Genomic DNA, 20093 nt, shown 5'->3' with positions numbered 1-20093 from the left:
CGATCGTTATCGTCACCATTCACGCAGTCAAATCCGTCATTGTTTCTGCTTCCATTCGTTCGCCGGCTCTTTGTACTCAAAACCCAATTCTGCAGGGAAAAGTTGAGGTTAACGCTCAGCGATAGGCTGCCATTCGTGGATGATCTTGCAACCTGGCAAGCAGAAAGCGAAGAAATGACCTTGGAACGGTTGATCCCGACTGCGCGAAACCGGCGCATTCAGCAGCTTGCAAAGCAGCAGCGTGCCAACGCCGCCATGCGAGACGAAAGCAATGTCGCCGTCGTGATGGGTCGCAAGAATGCGAAACACGGCCCGCGCGACGCGATCCTGGGCATCGAGCGCGCGCTCCCATCCGCAAACGCTCTCATTTGGATTGGCGAAGAAGGCGTCAGCAACTCGTTCGAAATCGACGGGTGGAAGGAAACCGGTCGCGGAGCGGTCGTTCTCGCCAAGGTGCTCATCCACTTGGACGGGCAAACCAAATCCCGCCGCCAGCAGGCCAGCCGCTTCAATAGCCTTGGCCTCGGAGCTCGACCAGATGGACGTCAGGCCGGACAGCACCGCACAGCCCGCGAAAGCCCTCATCCGGGTGACGCCGCGGTCCGAAAGCCGCCAAGCTGGAACTGGCGTGGCGGGATCAACGGAAACTTCCGGATGAGTGATAAAGAAGGCCGTCGGCATGCCGTTGCGCTCCGATAAAATCTTTCCGACGCCTAACAGAGCTGATCAAGCGCAGGAAGTATCAACACACACCAACCACGTCATTGCACGGGCACTTTTCACAGCCTCAATGGTATCAGAAACAGGAACGTCTGTATCGCGCTGCCATTAGCGGACCTCCGGCCATCAAAACCGCTACATTGTCTCCAAACTCGTCGCAGTTCATTCCGCGCACCGGTCTGCGATTGGCGTAGCGCCCGATCAAGGCGCCGAAATAGGGGGGCAAGGATTCGTAGTCGGCGAGTTCCTTGAAGCCGAGCACGACGTTGTCGAGCTTGCCCCAGCGGTCGGGCACATTGATCGCCGTGATTATACCGCCATAGGCGATGAACTTGATGGACGCGCCTCTGTCGTTGATGAGCGTGTAGAGATCGACGGCTTTGCCGTCCTGCGTGTTTCAGAATGGGGACTTGTCCACAGAGCCGATGCCGACGATCCCTCCTACCCGGGCTTGTGACAAAGTCGATCGAGCAGGTCTCGAAGCGCAGTTGCGGCTTGGTCACGCTCGTCAGCAGACATCAGCTCGGGCTCAGCTTCTAGTCTGAGATGCGGCAGTTCGGTTCGAACGGCGCGACGGGCAGCGACAAGATTGGCCTTCACATCGATGACGCGATACGTGGCGACCGGATAGGCGATCCCTTTGACGTGGATGCGCCCCAGTTCGTCGCAGTCAATCGTGTCCTTCACTTGCGCAAACGTCTCATAAGAAATGAGAACGGTCCCTGGCTGCGCTTCCTGCTCAAGACGTGAGGCGAGATTCACGGCGCCGCCGATTATCGTGTAGTCCATCCGGTCCTCGCTGCCGAAGTTGCCGACAGTGCAGTAGTCGGTGTGAATGCCGATGCGGCAGCGCAGTGGTGTTTCAATTCCAATGTCGCGCCAAACTTCGGCGAGTTCGCTCATCCGCTTCTGCATGGCGAGAGCCATCTGCACGCCGGCGAGCGCGTCCTCCTTGACGCCGCGAGTTTCCGGATCGCCGAAAAACATCAGAATCGCGTCGCCGACATACTTGTCGATCGTCGCGCCATGATCCGAAGCAATTTTCGACATTTCCGTCAGATAGTGATTGAGGATCTGGGTGAGGTCCTCCGACTCCATCTTGTCGGTGGTCTCGGTAAAGCCGGCGATATCCGAGAAGCATATTGTCAGCTTCTTCCGCTGGCTGGCGATCCTGACCTCCTGACGGCCGGTGAATATCGAGTTGTACACCTGGGGCGCCAGGTATTTCGCCAGCTTGCTGGAAAGCGCCTCGAGAGCCGCGGATTTCTCGGCGAGGTTCTCCTCCCGTAGCTTCAGCTCGGTGATGTCCGAGTAGACCGCGACTGTGCCGCCGCCGGTGATCCGCCGCTCGCTTATCATGATCCATCTTCCGTCGCCTCGCCGCTGCTCCCACGGTTCGCCAGGGTTGCGGTGCCGGGCGAGCCGCTCGGCGACCCATTCCTCGAATCGTCCCTCGGCATCCCTGATGTAGCCGCGCTCAGCGGATCGGCGGATGATGTGCTCGAATGTCGTACCGGGCGTCAGTTCGATCGCAAGGTCGCTGTAGAGCAGTTCGCGGTAGCGGCTATTGCTAAGGATGAGCCGGTCCTCGCCGTCGTAGAGAGCGAATCCCTCAGAGATGCTCTCAATGGCATCGATGAGCCGCTGGCGCGCTTCGGCGACCTCGCGCAGGTTCTTTTCCTCGACCTCGACTGCAGTGTCCCGGAAGAGCCTGAGCGCCTCGGCCATGCGGCCGATTTCGTCGTGGCCCGCGGCAGGCAATGGCGCACGAAGATTGCCGCCGGCGATTGCGAGCATGCTTTGGCTCACCCCTCCCAGGCGGGCGAGGAGGCTGCGGTCGACATAGAGCCAAACAACCAGAACGGAACTCAAGAGGCTGAGAAAGGCGGAGCCAAGGACAACTCCGGTCCCGTAGCGCTGGACGACCGCGGCTTCGAGACCAGATGCGGTGATCTCGCGGTCTGCCGCAGCGACCAGGCGATCGACGGCAGCGGTAAGACTGCGCGACAGCTGATTGTTTTCGGCCAGAAGCTCTTCGCCCTGCGCCAGGACGGCGAACTCGTCCTGCCGCGCCTTCGGGATGCTGTTTCCACCGTCGATCAGTGCCTTGAACTCGTTGACCCGCTGCTGGAAACGGGTTCGCAGCCTATCGTCGATCTCGTTGGAAATCGTGTCCAGAACGGCGAGTGACCGGCGCAGCGGAAACAGGATCAACGCCAGATCGCCTGGCGTCGGCGCGTCCGCCGTGTTGACCAGCGCGTCATTGACCGCCGAGATCTCCTGCTGCGCCTTCTGCTGCGGGATGTAGGCCGCTATCGACTGGACCAGGTCGGCCGTCGCCTCCGCGCCTCGATCGGACGCGAGCGGCGTGTCGGCCGTGACCGCCCGCCATTGCTGGAGTTTGGAATTCATCACGAGCATGCCGGGCGCCACAAGGCGCTGGCTTGCATTTGTCGTAGCCGACAGGCGACGTAACAGTTCCTCTTTGCGCGCCACCACGGTGAGGCGGGCGGCGACAAGGTCGTCGAGGGCGTTGAGATTGCGCCGCAGACCAAGCACCGCAGCCTCGATCTCAGCCACTACCGCCGTGCTAGGCTTGGCGCCTTTGAGAGCGGCAAGCAGTTCCTCGAGGCGCGTCATCTCTGCCGCGATCGCAGTCGAGACCTCGTTATGCTGAGGCTTGCTGGTCGAAGCAAGTGCGGCGGGCGCAGTGGCGGCGACCCGCTCGGCCTGGCGCGACAGCTGGAGGGACGCGAGCGCCGACGGCACACGCTCCTTGGTGATGTGGTCGACGACCTCCCCCACCTCGAGGAAGGCATAAAGAGCGGCTGTTGTCGCGAGCACCGCGAAGGTGCTGATACCGAAAAAAGCGAGCAACAAACGGCCGCGTATGCCGAGACGCTTAAGCATCGCGGCGACGCATTGATTCAGCTGGCGCGGCCGATAGGGTCTGCACAGATTGGCTCAAGGCGATTCGCCGGATCGGTGGTCCATTACTCCAACGGCACGTATTCGCCACCCTTCCAGACATACCATACCCAACTCTGAACAGTGAGGTCGCCTTTATTATCAAAGTCCATACGGCCCAACACAGTGTCAAATTGATTGCCGCGCAGTGATGCAATCACGGCTTGGAGTTCTAGTGAGCCTGCCTTCTCGACCGCCTGCGCCCAGGTCTGGGCGGCGCCGTAACTGTGCAGCGTCCAGGAATCGGGTTCGAAGTTCTCGGCTCGGAATCGTTCGACGACTTTGGCCGCTTCGGCATTTCGACGCGGGTCGGGGACAAAGGTGAAGAGCGTGCCCTCGGCGGCAGGGCCGGCAATCAGCCCAAATGCCTCGGTCGCTGTATCGTCACCCGAGATCAGCTGAACCGAGTAGCCCCGGTCGCGCGCCGCACGGACCATAAGCGCAGCCTCGGTATGATACCCGCCCATGTACAGCACGGCGATATCCGCCCCCTGTAACGTGCTGATCTCGGCCGAGTAGTCGTCTTTCCCGGGAGTGTAGCCTTCATAGATTGATTCGGTCACGCCCCGCTTGTTCAACTGCTTTCTTGTCTCATCGGCGAGACCCTTCCCATAGGTCGTATTGTCGTGAAGGATCGCGATCTTCTTGTCGCTCCAATGATCGGCCAAGTAGTTGCCGGCCTCGAAGCCCTGCGCATCGTCGCGACTGCAGACGCGGAAAACGTTGTCGCGGCCTTGTTCGGTCAACATCGGATTGGTCGAGGACGGCGAAATCTGCAGAATTCCCGCCGCCTCGTACACCTCCGATGCCGGAATCGAGGCTCCAGAGCAGTAGTGCCCGACGACGAACACTACACCGTCAGCCACCAGCTTTTGGGCAGCAGCCACCGCTTGCTTGGGATCGCAGAAGTCGTCGACCGTGATGAGCCGCACCAGCTCGCCGAGGACGCCGCCCGCCGTATTGATGTCGGCCACAGCCACCTCTGCGCCGCGCTTCAATTGCGTGCCAGTCCATTCGAGCTTTCCGGTCATCGGGCCTGCGACCCCGATCAGCACCTCCGCCCGCGCAGGACAGCTAAGCGCGGCGGCCGTGAGCGCGACAATAGCTACGGTGGTGATACGGTGCATGGATGCACCCCAAAGGCCGTAGCTTACGCCAATCCCGTCAGCGCCGACAGTCCTTTTCCGCGAGCGTCGCATGCGCCCCGACAACCAGAGTCGAGGAAGATACTCGCGTCCGTCCTGTGCCTCTGCGTGTGCGAGCAATCAGCGAGCAGCTGAGGGGGATCCTGGAACCGCGTTCCCCGCTCCTAGTTTCTTGGTCAAACCGAGGTGGGAGTATCCAATTGTCGGCACGTTGTTGAGCAGATGACCTAAGATGCAACTGGTTGTGAAACCAAGCAGCAGCAGAAGGAGTCGGATCGATGAAGCTTTATTCTGTACCCGGGTTCACCAGCCTGGCCGACCATATCGCGATGCTGGAGGCTGGAATTCAGTTCGACGTGGTCAAGGTCGATATCGAGACCAAGCAGATCGAAGGGGGGTGGCCGCTATATCGATATCAATCCGAAGGGCTATGTGCCCGCTCTCGTGTTCGACGACGGTGAGGTGCTGACCGAGAATGTTGCGATCCTGGCTTGGGTCGCGGATCGCGCGCCGGAGCTCGCGCCGCAGGGTCATCTGGGCCGCTATCGCCTGCTTGAGATGCTGAGCTTCATCGCGACCGAGATTCACAAGCGCTTTCCCACCTACCTAATGCTTCCTGAAGACGTCAGGGAGCCGATCGCCCAGGAAATACTGCGATGGTTCCGCTTCGCCGTAGGCCGGCTGGAGCGGGGTATTTGTTCGGAAAGACTTTCACCGTCGCGGATCCCTATCTCTTCCAGCTGGCGCGCGGCGCGGCGGAGCTCGGATTTCAACTGCCCGAGCCGCTTCGCGATTACATCGCGCGCATCGAAGAGCGGCCTGCCGTACAAGCGGCTCTGCGCCGCGAAGGACTGGCATGAACGAGCTGGTGATCCGTGCCGATGGGGTCGAGCTCGCAACGCAGAGCTTCGGCAATCCGGCCCAGCCGCCGATACTTCTCATCATGGGCGGGATGGCCTCGATGCTCTGGTGGCCGGAGGAATTCTGCCGCCGACTCGCCGCACGGGGCCGCTTCGTCATCCGCTACGACCAGCGAGACTCCGGTCTTTCGACCAAATATCCGTCCGGTCGGCCGGGCTATGGCTTTGACGATGCGGTCGAAGACGCCCTTCGCGTGCTCGACGGCTACAGGATCACGGCGGCGCACGTCGCGGGCTTCTCCCAAGGCGGAATGGTCGGCCAGGGTACGGCGCTCAAACATCCAGAGCGGGTGCTTTCACTGACGGCGATCAGCACCTCGCCGATCGGGGTGGACCGGTCCAGCCTCCCCGAGAGCGACAAGGCGTGGTTGGAACATATGGCTGTGGACGTGGACTGGTCGGACCGGGCGGAAACGGTTGCTTACTGTCTCGAGGACGCGCGCCTAATCGCGGGAACGACACACCCATTCGACAAAGCCGAGACCAGAGCCTTCATCGAGCGGGATTTCGACCGCTCCGGCGGTTATCTCAGCGCCACCAACCACAGCGTCCTCTTCAAGATTGGCAAGGCATGGCAGGGAAGGCTGCACGAGATGAAGGCACCGCTGCTCGTCATTCACGGCACCGCCGATCCAATTTTTCCGGTCGAGCACGGGATGGCGCTTTCCGAGGGTGCGCGGCTCTTGAAGCTCAAGGGCGGCGGGCACGAGCTGAACCCCGGCGATTGGGACCGGATCGTCGAGGCGATCGCCGAACACACGGGTCCGAAGCGAGCCGTCGACCGGCGCTGACAAGACTCTGCCATGCGGCGCGAAGCGGAAATCCAACGCGAACGCAGGGAAGACGGCAATGGGTCATCATAGTTGGTTGCGCCCAATGATAGCTATCGGGGAAGGAAATCGGCACATAAAGTTCCGGACCGGAGACAATCCTTCGCGTTCGGCAAGGACTCGGATGCGCGCCAGAAGGAGCCTTCAGTGGAAGGCAATCACGCTCAGGATGACGCACGCCTCCAGACTAGGTAGTCGGGCCACGTCGGGGTCAGGGCTACGAGATGGCGCGTCATACGGGCAGGCCTGCCTTGCGGTAGCCCTCAAGCCAGCGTTCGCGGTCTTCTTGATGAGCGATCATGCGCATCTGCGAAGCAATCATGGTCTTTGGGTCCGGCTTGGGGGCTGGACTTCGATGGAAAGCCGCGACAGCCGCTTTCGACTCCTCGATGCGACCCAGCTGTGCGTACGCTGCAGCTTCGATCAGGTGCATATAGGCCGGCACATCGTGCCTGTGCCTGAGGATCCCAATTACTGTCTCGTATTCTCTCAACATGAAGTGGCAGTCGCACAGCACCTCTGATCTGGCATCATCCGGCGCCAAAGGGTCGATCCTCTGCATTTGGGAGAAGATTTCGATCGCCTCGGATGGTCGACCCAGATGGGCGAGAACAAATCCGCGGCTGAAGAGAGCCGATGCATCATTCGGATTGCTCGCCGTTGCACGCGCGGAGTGAAGATCGGCAAGCTCATGCATGCCGCTCGTGATATAGGCGGAAGCGGCAGCCGCATTGACTTCGGTATCGCCGCCGTCGAGCGCCACTGCGCGCGCCGCATGATGGCACGCGCGTTCGATCGCAATCTCCGGTTCAAGGCCCAACGCATAGATGCCATAGGCAAAGGCGGTGGCGATCTGCGCGTGCGCGGCCGCATAGTTCGGATCGGCCTCGATCGCTTTCTCCAGATGAACCAAGGCACTTTGCAGACCATCAGTGGAGTGAAACAGAGCCCAACGTCCCCGCAGCAAATGGTCGAAGGCTGTGAGGTTCGCCGGCGGCCTCCGGCGCGCGTGCTCGACTGCGATTCGACCAAGATGCCCCGGTATTGTACCGACGATTGCTTGCACGACCTCGTCCTGGACCTCGAAAATGGAGTCGAGCGTGCGGTCATAGCGTTCCGCGCGCCCCAGTCGTTGCGTCGATTAGCTGGGCCGTTATGCGTACCCAGTTCCCGGCCTTGCGCACGCTGCCTTCGACGATCCAGCGCACGCCGAGTTCGCGCCCGACGTCCTGGATCCTCGGCGACCGCCCTTTGTAGTAAAATGAGGAATTGCGCGCGATGACCAAGAGGGTCTTGAAGCGCGAGAGTTCCGTGATGATGTCTTCGGTCATGCCGTGCGCGAAGTACTCCTGCTCGGGATCACTGCTCATGTTCACAAACGGCAAGACGGCGATGGCAGGCTTCTCGGCTGTGACTCTGGGCGTCACGACCGCAACAGCCGGTGTTCCGGCGACCCGATAGATCCGAACCGGCTCGGCGATGTTCTTCAGGTTCTGCGTACCGAGATCGTCGAAGCCTATTTGGACTTTGTTCCTGATGTGGTCATGCGCGGTCCCGGAGACCAGGATGGAACCCGGTTCGGCGATGCTTTCGAGCCTCGCGGCGATGTTGACGCCCTCGCCATAGAGATCACTGCCTTCGACAATGACGTCACCCAGATTGACGCCGATGCGCAGCACGATCCGCCGCTCCTCAGGCTGATCGCTGTTTGCGGCGGCCATGCCCTCCTGGAGCTCGACCGCGCATTGCACGGCGTTAACAGCGCTGGCGAACTCCACCAGCACGCCATCGCCGGCGACCTTGAAGATGCGTCCGCGATGCTTGGCAACCAGGGGCCTCAGCACCTCCTTGCGGCGGATCTTGAGGGCAGCCAGCGTGCCGGCTTCGTCGACCTCCATCAGGCGGCTAAAACCGACTACATCCACTGCCAGAATCGCGGCCAAACGGCGTTCCATGCTTATCCCTGGAAAGGCTGACCAGACGGGCACCATACCACCTAACCGCCGTGCTGTGTGCACCGGTGCGGTGGGCTCTCATTCTGTTTCGATCGCCACGTCCGCGTCAAGTCACGGCCTGCCGGGCGGCCGCGAAGGGAAATAGAGAAGCGTCATATCGTCTCTTTGGACTGGTTGTGATGGATGGCGACCCGGCACCCGGGGCGGCAGCCGATCCAGCGGGTGCCATCCGGCGACAGTCCCCCGCCAGGCACGATAATGTGAACATGCGGGTGATGCGTCAGCGCCGATCCCCAGGTGTGCAGCACGCTGGTCATGCCGATGCGTGCGCACGGGCCGCTTGGGATCGGCCGCGATCGTGGTCAGCGTCTCGGCCGATGCCCGAAACAGCAGGTCATAGACAGCCTTCTTGTTCCAATAAGTGATCTGCGCGATCTCGGCAGGCAGGGTGAAAACCACGTGGAAATACTCCACGGGCAGCAGGTCTTCGGCACCGGCGGCCATCCAGTCCCGCGCCGCAAAGGACGCTCTTTGAACTTTGCGCACGGTCCTGTCCGGACCGAAGGTAAGCACAGCAAAAGCCGGTACCGGCTTCCGGCGTCAAGCGCCAGGCAGTCGGAACCGGTATTCCGTCACATGATGGTAGATTTGGCCCGGCCATAGCGTGGCCTGCGGGAAATACGGCCGGTTCGGCGCATCCGGCCAGACTTGCGGCTCCAGGCAAAAGCCCGAATAAGCCTTGTAATGAACTCCCCCGAGCCCCGGCGAAGCTGGCGCCAGATACTGGCCGGTATAGAGCTGCACGCCCGGTTCCGTGGTCCACAGCTCCATCTCGACGCCGGAATTTGCGCCTTGCGCCCATGATGCCAGCTTGAGCGGCCCGTGCGTCGAGGCAAGGCAGAAATTCTGATCGTAGGGGAGCTGCCTGCCCTCGCTCTCCATGCGCAGCGGCCGCGCCTGACGGAAATCGAACGGCGTGCCGTCGACCGGCTTCACGACGCCGGTCGGGATCAGGTCGCCATCGACCGGAAGATAGGCGCCGGCGTTCAGCATCAGCCGGTGATCGAGGACATCGCCGGCGCCACCGTCATCCAGGTTGAAATAGGAATGCTGGGTGAGATTGCACAGCGTCGGCTCCTCGCAGGTGGCGGTCAGCTCGACGCTGAGCGTGCCTGGGATCTTCAGCCTGTAGGTGCAGGTCACGTCGAGCGCGCCGGAAAAGCCCATCGTGCCGTCGGGATCATGCAGCGTCAGGGTGACAAAATCCCTGCCATGCAGCGAAACCTCCCATGGCCGGTGCGAAAAACCTTGCGAGCCGCCATGCAGCGTGTGCTTGTCGAGGAAGTTGCGCTCGGTCTGGTAGCGCTGGCCGGCGATGGTGAAGCGGCCATCGCGGATACGGTTGGCATAGCGTCCGACGACGGCGCCGAAGAAGGCCGTATCCGTTTCATAGGGCTCAAAACTGTCATAGCCGAGCACCAGCGGCGCATCGTGGCCGGCCAGCCGCAGATCCTGAATGATGGCGCCAAGCCCGATGATGTTGGCGGTGAGGCCGCCGCCGCGGATGCTGAAGCGGCGGATGGCCTCGCCCGCTGGCGTCGTACCGAAAACCTCGCCGTCCTTCATCGCCATGCCCGAAACGCCAGTTGGTTGATCGATCCCCGCCCGGCCTCTCGGGCCGGTTTGGGTCCATTGGCAGTCAATTGACCCCTGCCCAATCAGAGGCCGAGGCCGCCGATACAAACATATTTGGTGTCGAGATAATCCTCGATGCCCTGATGTCCGCCTTCCTTGCCGAGGCCCGATTCCTTGACGCCGCCGAACGGCGCCTCGGGCGTGGTGATGAGGCCTTCATTGACGCCGACCATGCCGTATTTCAGCCCTTCCATGACCCGGAAGGCGCGGCCGAGATCGCCGGTGTAGAAATAGCAGGCGAGGCCGAACTCGGTATCGTTGGCGAGCGCGATCGCCTCCTCTTCGGTTTCGAACTTGAACACGGGCGCTACCGGGCCAAAGATCTCTTCCTTCATAAAACGCATCTTCGGCGTGGCATTGGCGATCACCGTCGGCTGGAAGAACGAACCGCCGAGCGCATGGCGCTTGCCGCCGGCGACGATCTTGCCGCCCTTGGCGGTGGCGTCGGCGATCAGTTCCTCGACCTTCTCGACCGCCTTCTCGTCGATCAGCGGCCCCTGCTGCACGCCGTCATCGAGGCCGGAACCGACCTTCAGCCCGTCGCTGGCGGCGGCGAGCTTTTCGACGAACTTGTCGTAGACACCAGCCTGGACCAGGAAGCGGTTGGTGCAGACGCAGGTCTGGCCGGAATTGCGGTATTTGGCGGTGATCGCGCCGGCGACGGCGCGCTCGATATCGGCGTCGTCGAAGACCAGGAACGGCGCGTTGCCGCCGAGTTCCATCGACACCTTCTTGACGGTGACGGACGACTTCTGGATCAGGATCTTGCCGACCTCGGTCGAGCCGGTGAAGGTGATCTTCTTGACCAGCGGGTTGGCGCAGATCTCGTCGCCGATCTCGCCGGCGGCGCCGGTCAGGATGTTGATGACGCCCTTGGGGAAGCCGACTTCCTCGGCTAGCGCGCCCCAGGCAAGGCCGGAATAAGGCGTCTGCGACGCCGGTTTGACGACCGCGGTGCAGCCAGCGGCAAGTGCTGGGCCGAGCTTGCGGGCCAGCATCGAGGACGGGAAATTCCACGGCGTGATGGCGGCGATGACGCCGACCGGCTCCTTGGTCACCAGGATGCGGCGGTCCGCCCAAGGCGACGGCACGACATCGCCATAGGTGCGGCGGCCTTCTTCGGCGAACCACAATATGTACGAGGCCGCCGAACCGATCTCACCCTTCGATTCGAACAGCGACTTGCCCTGCTCGATGGTCAGCAGCTCGGCCAGCACGTCCTGGTTGTCCATCATGGCGTCATGCAGCTTGCGCAACAGCTTCGAGCGCTCGAGCGCGGTGGTCTTGCGCCATGTCTGGAAGGCGGCGTCGGCAGCTTCGATGGCGCGGCGCGTCTCGACCTTGCCCGACTTCGGCACGGTGCCGATCTTGAGGCCGGTGGCCGGATTGTTGACGTCGACCGTCTGGCCGCTGTCGGCCTGCACCCACTCGCCGTTGATGAGATTGGCCTGGCGCATGAAATGGCTGGTTTTCTGAAGCATGGTCTAGCCTCCGTTCGGCGCACTGACGGGCCGCTATCTGGATTTCCTTGACGGGCGTGCGCACTGGCATCGATGCCGGCACGCCTGGAGCCACTGCTCTTTACCTAGGGCAAGCCCCGCAATCAATCGCAAGATGGCATATAGGGTTTGGGCCAGCACAAGGCGAGGCCGATTTGCGCTCCCGTTGTTGCTTGAGGGTGTGTGAGGAAACGACCGGACCGGCGGCTCCCGAGAACCGGAACGGAGCGTAACGTTTGGGTATATGAGTACCGGAAGCACCAGGAAACCGCCCTTCGCAGGCATCAATATCGATCATACCTATCCAAACACCTGGACCACCACCGTCAGCCAAAACGCCGTGGTGACGACCGCGCAGGCGGTGGCGATGGTCATCTGGTTCGATGCCAGCGCCTGGCCGGTGTTGAACTGCGTCGCAATCAGGTAGGAATTCACCCCGGATGGCAGCGCTGCCGCCACGACCGCGACTTTCGCCGACAGCGGCGGCAGGCCAAGCAGCCAGACCAGGCCGAGCGCGACGGCCGGCATCAGCATCAGCTTCAGCGCCGACAGCGCCAGCGCCGGCCGCACATTGCCGGAGATGCCGAAACGGCACAGGCCCAGCCCCATGGCAAACAACGCGACCGGTCCGGCGATGTTGGCCAGCGCGTCGACCAGCCGGACCGCCAGCGCCGGCAATGGCAGGCCGGTGATGCGCCACACCCATCCGGCCAGGATGCCGATGATCAGCGGATTGGAGAGCAACTTTCGAAAGAAGCGCCGGATGATGCGCAGCGGATGCACATGCTCGTCGCCGCGGCCAAAGATCTCAAACAGGATGATCGATGCCATGATCATCGTCGGCAGATGCACGGAAATCAGCAGCGACAGCACTTCGAATCCACTTGGCCCGAATGTGCCGAGGAAGAACGGGATGCCGAGCAGGACGAGGTTGGAAAAAGCCGACGACACGCCGCCGACGACCCCGGCACGCGCGTCGCGCCCGAACACCCGGGTGATGACCAGGTGGCCTGCGGCCCACGTCACTGCGGCAGCCGTAAAATAGGCTCCCCAGAACAACCAGGGCGCGGTGCCATGGAAATCGGCGTTGACCATGGTGCGGAACAGAAGCAGCGGCATCGCCACCCCGACGGCGAATTCGGCGATGGCCCCACCCGCCTCGGCCTTCAGATAGCCGGTGAGCCCGGCCAGATAGCCGAGCGCGACAAGGCCGAAGACAAAAAGGACGGTTTCGATGAGTGGGGACATTTTTCCCCTGATAGGCGAGCCGGGATTTGAGCGCAACCGCCCCGCCTTGCAAAGCGGTCCGTTCTCGCAAACAGCCGGGATAGGTGATGCCTTGTTTTTCAGCCGGCTTTGCCGTCCCTATATGCGGTCACCGGAAGCCACCTCCGGTGACCGGAAAAGGACGCCTGATGCTTCGATCTGTGCTGGCTCTATTGCTGCTCGTCATTCCCGCCGCGGCCCACGCGACCGAAGCCGGCTGGGCGCTGTTGCGCGACGGCGGACATGTCGTGCTGCTTCGCCATGCCATGGTCACCGGCACCACCGATCCGGCGAATTTCGACATCGAGAAATGCGCCACCCAGGTCAATCTTTCGGTGCGCGGCAAGCAGCAGGCCCGCAAGATCGGCGCGCTTTTCGACGCCCGCGCGGCGCCGGTCGAGCGCGTGCTGTCCAGCCGCTATTGCCGCGCCCTCGACACGGCTCGCACCGCTTTCAGAGAAGAGCCCGAACCCTTCGCTCCGCTTGACCTGCTGAAGACCGACGCGAGCGAGAAAGCCGCCCAGCTCGAGGCGATCATGAACGAGATCAGCGCCTATTCCGGCTCCGACAATGTGGTCATGGTCACCCATCTGGAGAATATCATGGCGCTCACCGGCATCTCGCCGCGCGAAGGCGAAGCCGTGATCGTCGAGCCGCAAGGCGACGGCCTGCGCGTGCTCGGCCGCGTCACTTTCTAATCTGCGCTGGAGCCAGTTGAAGCGTTCGCCAGTGGTGAAATCTAACGCTTGGTCCCTGAACGGAATACCGGTTCCGACCCCCCTAGCGGTAGCTCGTTCGTTCGGCCTCGGCCGAATCTACGCAGATGACCCAATGCGGACGTTTGCGACACCCATCAGAGATGTCGGCTTAGCGCCGATGTCGGACATTGAGATCAGCATTGCCGCTTCCTGAAAGCCGACATCCCAAGAACCTCGCTGAGGGTCGTGGTTGCGCCATAAGCCGCCGTTCCCGACGGTTCTCCGAACGGGACGTTCACGCTCCGGCAGGTGTCGACCCTTTCCGGTCCTCGGCGGCGGACGCGACGAACGGCTCAATTGAGCCCACAGCGGACGCTCGCTTTCTTCTGAAGCAGAGTCAGACTACGCATCCATCTGTGCCTGTCGTATGTCGCGGGCCGGTGGTTTGCCGAACAGACGGCCATATTCGCGGGTGAACTGAGGCACGCTCTCATAGCCCACCGCATAAGCCACCGAACTCACGCTCATGCCATCGGCCAGCATCTGGCGCCGAGCCTCGATCAGGCGCAACTGCTTCTGGAATTGCAAGGGAGACAGCGTGGTGGTCTGGCGGAAATGCTGGTGGAAGGACGAGGTGCTCATCCCCGCGGCCTCGGCCAGTTCCTCGATGCGGATCGGCCGTGCATAGCTTTCGCGGATCATAGCGACCGCACGGGCGATGCGTTGTGCATGGCCATCGGCCCCGCCGAGGCTGCGGAGGGCCGATCCGTGCCGTCCCGCCAGAAGCCAGAAATGAATCTCGCGCAGCAACGGCCCTTGCAGGACCGGGAGGGCAGAGGGACGGTCCAGAAGCCGCATCAGGCGCAGGGCCACATCGGCGACATCTGCGTCGGTCGGCTCCACTCGGACAGGCTTGCACGGATCGCCCGGGACCGCCGCCATCTCGACCGCGAGTTCCCGCATAAGGACGGGGTCGAGTTCCAGCACCAGCGAATAGTAGGGCGCGCCGAGGCTTGCCTGCGTGATCTGGCTGACCGTGGGCACATCGGCCGAGATCAGCAGCGACTCGCCCGGACCGAATTCCAATGTCTCGGCCCCTATCGTGACCCGCTTGACACCTTGTAACAGCATGGCCACCAGCGGCCGATTGACAGCCACCTGCAATTCGCCGGGCTGCGTGGCGCGGATCGCGGTCAGGCCGGGAATAGGCGTCGACGCCGCCCCGAAACGGTCGGCATGAATGTCGGCAAAGCTGCGCACAAGGTCGAGAAGCGTTCGGCTCATGGGGGCAAGTTGAAGGGTGGTGGCGTTTCAGGCAAGAACTAAAGAAGGATCAGGCAAGCAATCCGGACATTCTGGCAAATCCTGTGCGGCAAGCCGATCCAGATTTGCAGGAACAGGCAAGACTACGCGAGCAATCGGCAACAACTGGAGACGCTCTTGCCGCATGTTGTCCCCATCGCTTCGGATGAAAGGACTTCCCGCATGACCAAGATCGCACTTGTCACCGGCGCCAACCGCGGCCTCGGCCGCAACACCGCTGTCAGCATCGCGCAGCATGGCCGCGACGTGATCGTCACCTATCGCGGCAACGCATCTCAGGCCCGCGAGGTTGTGGCCGAGATCGAAGCCCTGGGCCGTAAGGCGGTTGCTCTGCAGCTCGATCTCGGCGTGGTCGCCAGCTTCGCGGCCTTTGCCGAGACCCTGCGCGCGGCGCTGAAAGAGACCTGGGGCCGCGACAGCTTCGATTACCTGATCAACAATGCCGGCCACGGCGAATTCGCCATGATCGGCGATACGACCGAGGCGCAGTTCGACGGTCTGTTCGACGTCCATGTGAAGGGCGTTTTCTTCCTCGTGCAGGCGCTTCTGCCGCTCATCGCAGATGGCGGGCGGACCGTGAACTTTTCTTCGGGCCTGACCCGCGTGTCCTATCCGGGCTTCTCGGCCTATGCGGCCGCCAAGGGGGCGGTCGAAATCTTGACCGTCTATATGGCGAAAGAGTTGGGTGCACGCGGGATCACAGTGAACACGGTCGCGCCCGGAGCGATCGAGACCGATTTCGGTGGCGGGCTGGTGCGCGACAATGCCGAAGTCAACGCGCAGTTCGCAGGGATGACCGCGCTTGGCCGCGTAGGGCTGCCCCACGACATCGGGCCAATGGTGGCAAGCCTTCTGGGCGAGGATAACCGTTGGGTTACGGCACAGCGGATCGAGGTTTCGGGTGGTCAGGCGATCTGATCAGTCGGACCCCCGACAACTGAAGCGCGCGGCCGTATAGCCGCGCGCATTGATCCGCCGTCGGGAAAAGCCTCCTTTGGCCGTCGACTGAAGCTGAAAGACCGGAATGTCCGGCAAACACGTCGTTCCGAGAGCCACACTTGAAGGGCGGTCCTCCACCCAACGGCGACGTAGAACGCTCCGCGGCTGTACGGCAGAGCCGAATCCTACCGCCGGCTCGGTCGCGCCATTTCCAGACATTTCCGACGCTTTTCAGGAGCGGACCTTCGCTTATCGTCCGAAACCGACCCCTTGCGGACCATCCCTGATGGGAGGTCAAGTGAACGTCATGACCCATTCGAGACCTTCCGAAGCCTATATCCGGTCCCAAAACCGGACATTGCGCGCAACCCGCGCTTGTGACCCTTTGCTGTCCTTCCCTTCAGGGAGTTGGAAAGGCCTGAACGGGGGTGGAAAGCGGACATATCGCAAAGACAGATGCATAACCGATGTAGGGCGTCGAAGGCTGAACATCATTCCCTTAGGCTATTGAGTCGGGCTACCCGGAAGGCCGGCGCGCGCAAGGTCTGCGGCGGCTTGATCGAGAATGGAAGGATCTCGGAAGTTCAAGGTCTGCCGCCATGTCTGGATCGTCATTGCGGGGTTGGCTTTGAGCATTTTCTCCACCGCGGCCTTAGCATCGGCTGTTCGACCCAATCGCGTGTAAGCGATAGCCAATACCAACGGCGCATCCGCGAACTCGGTGCCTTTCAGCGCCACCACGGCGTCTTCGTACTTTCCGAGTAAGATGAGTGCCCATCCTCTCGAGAGATTGAAGGACCAGGAGAGGCTTGGATCGCGCGCAGCAGCGATGTCAGCAAGCTCCAGAGCCTTCTCGGGTTGCCCCGCTTGAAGGAATATGAACGCCGTATCTGACAACTGCAGTGCATCGTACGGCGCCATCGAGATGGCTTTATTGGCCTCCGCAACAGCGCCATCGTGGTTTCCCTTTAAGGTCAGGACCCAAGCTTGGAGCCAGTGCGTGGCTTCGCCACCTGAGGACTGAGGTGCTCTTTGGAGAGAGCCTGGGTTGCCAGCCGACCAGCCTCTTCAATGTTGGCTTCAGGTTCATTGAAGAAGGCGATGACCTTGACCATGGTTGCCCAGCCAAGGGTAACCTGTAGGAGCGGCGATCCCGGAAATTTCTTCAATCCATCTCGCAAGATTGAGTTGGCTTGCTCGAGCCCTTCCATTGAATAGGTCATCATCTGGCTGTGACCGCGAAGGTAATAGTCGTATTCTTGTAAGTTCGTACCGTCCTTTCCCCAGGCTCGATTGTAGTCTGCGCGACGAATAGCGCCCTTCTCGCCTGTCATCGCACTTACAATCTTACCCGTCATCTCGTCCTGAAGCGCCCAAGGGTCGGGGCCAGCTCTGTCGAAACGGTCAGCCCAGACATGGTCACCAGTCTTGGCATCTATCAATTCTGCAATGATGCGTACCCTGCCACCCTCTTTCCGAACGCTGCCCTCCAGGACGTATTCGACGCCCAGGTCTTTGCCAATCTGGCGTACGTCGCCTTCTTTGTCTTTGTACCCAAACGAGAACATGCGTGAGACGACGGCGAGGTCGGGGAAGCGCGACAGAACCGCAATGATATCGTTGGCTACTCCGTCCCCAAGGTAGCCGAGGCTCTTGTCCGGGCTCAGGTCCTTGAAGGGAAGTACGGCGACCGCTGGAATTGTTGCGGGATCGGAAGAGGTCGCCAACAGAGGATGATAGAGGGCGACCCAAGCGGCTAGCAGCGCAACGAGGGCCGCAGGCACGCCGACTGCCCACCAGAGGAAGCTAGGTCTACGCTTGTGGGAGACACTTCGGCGGCGCGGGGCCTCGAACCGCACGTGGTACACGTCTATCGGCTCGTCGATGTTCTTGACCTTCTGCTGCCCCGCCGAGTCAAAGGAAAAGGCGAGCTTCTTCTCGACCTCCTTTGCCACCTTGCCGGACACATAGATCCCACCCGAAGGCGCCAGTTGTTCCAGGCGGGCGGCAACGTTCACTCCTTCGCCGTATCGATCCTCGCCATCAACAATCACTTCGCCGAGATTAAATGCCGACACGGACGTCAAACTTTTCCTCCTCGGGAACGACAGCGTTGCGCTCCGCCATTCCGCGCTGGAGAGACACGGCACATTCGACAGCGTCGACGACGCTGCCGAACTCCGCGAGGAGTCCATCGCCCATGAGCTTGAAGACCCGCCCATGATGCCTCGCGATCTCGGGCTCGAACAGCTCTTTGCGTCGCGCTCGAAGGCGGTCAAAGGTACCCGCTTCGTCTTGCTCCATAAGTGCGGAGTATCCGACCACGTCGGCGGCCAGTATTGCAGACAATCGGCGCTCCATGTCTTAGCTCCCAACATGAATTCCGCGCCAAGCACTGTACATGACTTTGCCGCACGTTTCACGCAGCGGCTACAGAGTTGATCACCAAAAGCGTGGTCTATTGGTTGCATGACTCGTTTACGACAACCACAATTCGCTTACGCTTACGTCGCTTGTGTTCTCGACCACCGTTGCTGCGGCCTCTGTACCCGCGCTATGAATGTCCGCCTAAGGGTCGGACCGCGAAGTTCCCCGCCGCATTGGCGAACGTCCTGAGATGGCGCGTCCCGCTGGTTCAGACACCTGAGCCGCAGAACGGCCGAACTGAGCGTCGAAGGACTGGGTGGGGTGGGGAGCGGTCATCGAACATAGCGGCACCAACGACCCGGAATGTGTCATTAGCAGACAGTCGACGCAGCGTGATAAGCTCAAAGCAGGCACCGGAGCGTGGAGGCTATCTGGATGACAACGTCGTTTCGGGAGGCAGAACTCGCCGGCTGGTCCACCCGCTCAGCAAGCTACGATCAGCACCTATCTCCGATTACCAACCAGGTCATCGCGCCCATCATTGCAGCCTTGGGACCGCTGGACGGAAGGAGGGTGTTGGACGTGTGTTGCGGACCGGGCCACCTCGCTGGATCGCTTGCAGCCGAGGGAGCTGCCGTTGAGGGCGTTGATTTTGCAGCCTCCATGATAGCGAAAGCGGGAGCGAACTATCCGAGACTCACGTTCCAGGTGGGCGACGCCGAAGCGTTGCCCCACGCGAGCGACACATTCGATCATGTCGTATGCGCATTCGGGGTGATGCATCTCAGCCGCCCCGAGTCGGCCATTGCCGAAGCTTTTCGCGTGCTCCGACCCAAGGGCCGATTTGTGTTTACGCAGTGGGGCAAGGACGACGAGGTGCTGAATATCGTACTATCGGCGATCGCCGATCACGGAACGCCAAGCCCAGATCTGCCGGATGCACCTCCGCCATTACGATTCAGTGATCCGCGCGAATGTCGTCGGGTGCTTGAAGCCAACGGCTTTACCGAAGTGCGTGACGATCTCATCGAAACGACATGGACGAGCGAGCGACCGAAAGCGCTGCTCGATCTCATTTATGGCGGCGCTGTGCGAGTTGCCACGGTGCTGGAAGCACAAGAGCCAGCTCGGCGCGCCCGGATTCATGACGCGATTCTCGGTGCCGCGAAAGCGCGTGTCTTCGACGGTACTGTTGTAATCCGAAGGCCCGTGGTGGTGGCTTCCGGTACCAAACCCTCGAGTACCTGACGTCTGAATTGGGTGAGAACGCGCCCTTTCTCACACCGGAGAGCCGTCCGCAAGGGTCGCGAGTTGTCGTTCCGGCTGAAAGCTCGCCCGTTCAATGGAGGTCAACACGCCGCTGACCACATGGATTAATGTAGCACAACGTCAGCGAGTAGAGCCCGCCAGATATTAGACCATGCTAAATGACGGCTGTGGGTCGACTCAAGCCGATGCGCGAAGGGCAGCTTTGAAGGAGCGCCCTGAAGGTCGTGTTATGGCGCTGCCTGTGCGTTCCGATCGCGACACGGAAGGCAGAAAACCACCCAACCTAGTCCTCCAACGGCTTCTTCCGCGTGCAGAGCGGTTAAAAGCACGGGTCGCCTCGATTGCGCCATGTTCGGACCTACACGGGGACAAGCGTGAACGTCTCATCTCAACCATTCCGTTACATTCCAGTCCAAGCGGACGAACGCGCGTCTCGGGTTCGCAATGAGCCAAGCTTGCATCAAATCGACGCAAACTACGTTGTCGGAAGCGACGCAGAT

14 protein-coding genes and 3 pseudogenes are annotated in these 20093 nt (G+C 61.5%); 5 read left to right on the top strand and 12 right to left on the bottom strand.

What is annotated here, in order from left to right:
• Positions 1-108 precede the first annotated feature (108 nt).
• The 4 genes and pseudogenes from AC0L3O_RS08530 to AC0L3O_RS08515 form a co-directional block, all read right to left on the bottom strand.
• The gene (locus tag AC0L3O_RS08530; RefSeq protein WP_473615342.1) at positions 109-681 is read right to left on the bottom strand and encodes a histidine phosphatase family protein; all 573 of its coding nucleotides are present in this window, start codon (positions 679-681) and stop codon (positions 109-111) included.
• A 115-nt stretch (positions 682-796) separates the two neighbouring features.
• Positions 797-1081, bottom strand: a pseudogene (locus AC0L3O_RS08525) (aldose epimerase family protein); the annotation flags it as partial.
• An 80-nt stretch (positions 1082-1161) separates the two neighbouring features.
• A complete protein-coding gene (locus tag AC0L3O_RS08520; protein WP_473615341.1) occupies positions 1162-3630 on the bottom strand; it encodes an adenylate/guanylate cyclase domain-containing protein in 2469 nt (822 codons plus the stop codon).
• 83 nt (positions 3631-3713) lie between these two features.
• Positions 3714-4814, bottom strand: a complete 1101-nt coding sequence (locus tag AC0L3O_RS08515) for a branched-chain amino acid ABC transporter substrate-binding protein (protein WP_473615339.1) — start codon at positions 4812-4814, stop codon at positions 3714-3716.
• A 674-nt stretch (positions 4815-5488) separates the two neighbouring features.
• Here AC0L3O_RS08515 and AC0L3O_RS08510 point away from each other — a divergent pair.
• Both AC0L3O_RS08510 and AC0L3O_RS08505 read left to right on the top strand, forming a co-directional pair.
• Positions 5489-5692, top strand: coding sequence for a glutathione S-transferase family protein (locus AC0L3O_RS08510; RefSeq protein WP_473615338.1), 204 nt, complete (start codon positions 5489-5491; stop codon positions 5690-5692).
• Complete coding sequence (locus AC0L3O_RS08505; protein ID WP_473615336.1) at positions 5689-6543, top strand: alpha/beta fold hydrolase; 855 nt, start codon at positions 5689-5691, stop codon at positions 6541-6543. The genes AC0L3O_RS08510 and AC0L3O_RS08505 overlap by 4 nt, the downstream gene beginning before the upstream one ends.
• Positions 6544-6814: 271 nt before the next feature.
• Here the strand turns inward: AC0L3O_RS08505 and AC0L3O_RS08500 are convergent, their stop codons facing one another.
• The 6 genes and pseudogenes from AC0L3O_RS08500 to AC0L3O_RS08475 form a co-directional block, all read right to left on the bottom strand.
• A complete protein-coding gene (locus AC0L3O_RS08500; protein WP_473615335.1) occupies positions 6815-7648 on the bottom strand; it encodes a hypothetical protein in 834 nt (277 codons plus the stop codon).
• A 40-nt stretch (positions 7649-7688) separates the two neighbouring features.
• The gene (locus tag AC0L3O_RS08495; RefSeq protein ID WP_473615334.1) at positions 7689-8525 is read right to left on the bottom strand and encodes an adenylate/guanylate cyclase domain-containing protein; all 837 of its coding nucleotides are present in this window, start codon (positions 8523-8525) and stop codon (positions 7689-7691) included.
• 209 nt (positions 8526-8734) lie between these two features.
• Positions 8735-9053: pseudogene (locus AC0L3O_RS08490) on the bottom strand (IS91 family transposase); the annotation flags it as partial.
• 84 nt (positions 9054-9137) lie between these two features.
• Positions 9138-10169: an aldose epimerase family protein gene (locus AC0L3O_RS08485; protein WP_473615333.1), complete on the bottom strand. Its 1032-nt coding sequence runs from the start codon at positions 10167-10169 to the stop codon at positions 9138-9140.
• An 86-nt stretch (positions 10170-10255) separates the two neighbouring features.
• Positions 10256-11713 (bottom strand): NAD-dependent succinate-semialdehyde dehydrogenase, encoded by a 1458-nt coding sequence (locus tag AC0L3O_RS08480; protein ID WP_287360620.1) that lies wholly within the window; start codon positions 11711-11713, stop codon positions 10256-10258.
• A 318-nt stretch (positions 11714-12031) separates the two neighbouring features.
• Entirely contained in the window at positions 12032-12979 is a 948-nt protein-coding gene (locus tag AC0L3O_RS08475) for an AEC family transporter (RefSeq protein ID WP_287195576.1), read from the bottom strand.
• Between the two features lie 167 nt (positions 12980-13146).
• Between AC0L3O_RS08475 and AC0L3O_RS08470 the strand changes: the two genes are divergently transcribed.
• Complete coding sequence (locus tag AC0L3O_RS08470; RefSeq protein ID WP_023802971.1) at positions 13147-13695, top strand: histidine phosphatase family protein; 549 nt, start codon at positions 13147-13149, stop codon at positions 13693-13695.
• A 402-nt stretch (positions 13696-14097) separates the two neighbouring features.
• Here the strand turns inward: AC0L3O_RS08470 and AC0L3O_RS08465 are convergent, their stop codons facing one another.
• Positions 14098-14979, bottom strand: a complete 882-nt coding sequence (locus AC0L3O_RS08465; RefSeq protein ID WP_473615332.1) for an AraC family transcriptional regulator — start codon at positions 14977-14979, stop codon at positions 14098-14100.
• Positions 14980-15180: 201 nt separating this feature from the next.
• On the opposite strand from AC0L3O_RS08465, the gene AC0L3O_RS08460 reads away from it, so the two are divergent.
• Positions 15181-15936, top strand: coding sequence for an SDR family NAD(P)-dependent oxidoreductase (locus AC0L3O_RS08460; RefSeq protein WP_473615330.1), 756 nt, complete (start codon positions 15181-15183; stop codon positions 15934-15936).
• A gap of 525 nt (positions 15937-16461) precedes the next feature.
• Here AC0L3O_RS08460 and AC0L3O_RS08455 read toward each other — a convergent pair.
• Positions 16462-18318, bottom strand: a pseudogene (locus tag AC0L3O_RS08455) (adenylate/guanylate cyclase domain-containing protein).
• A gap of 441 nt (positions 18319-18759) precedes the next feature.
• On the opposite strand from AC0L3O_RS08455, the gene AC0L3O_RS08450 reads away from it, so the two are divergent.
• On the top strand, positions 18760-19572 hold the full coding sequence (locus AC0L3O_RS08450) for a class I SAM-dependent methyltransferase (protein ID WP_473615329.1): 813 nt from the start codon (positions 18760-18762) through the stop codon (positions 19570-19572).
• The last annotated feature ends 521 nt before the right edge of the window (positions 19573-20093 follow it).

It is taken from the genome of Mesorhizobium sp. WSM4810 (assembly GCF_055811235.1).
The sequence above is the reverse complement of the archived record's forward strand: the minus strand, read 5'-3'. Positions and strand labels throughout refer to the sequence as shown.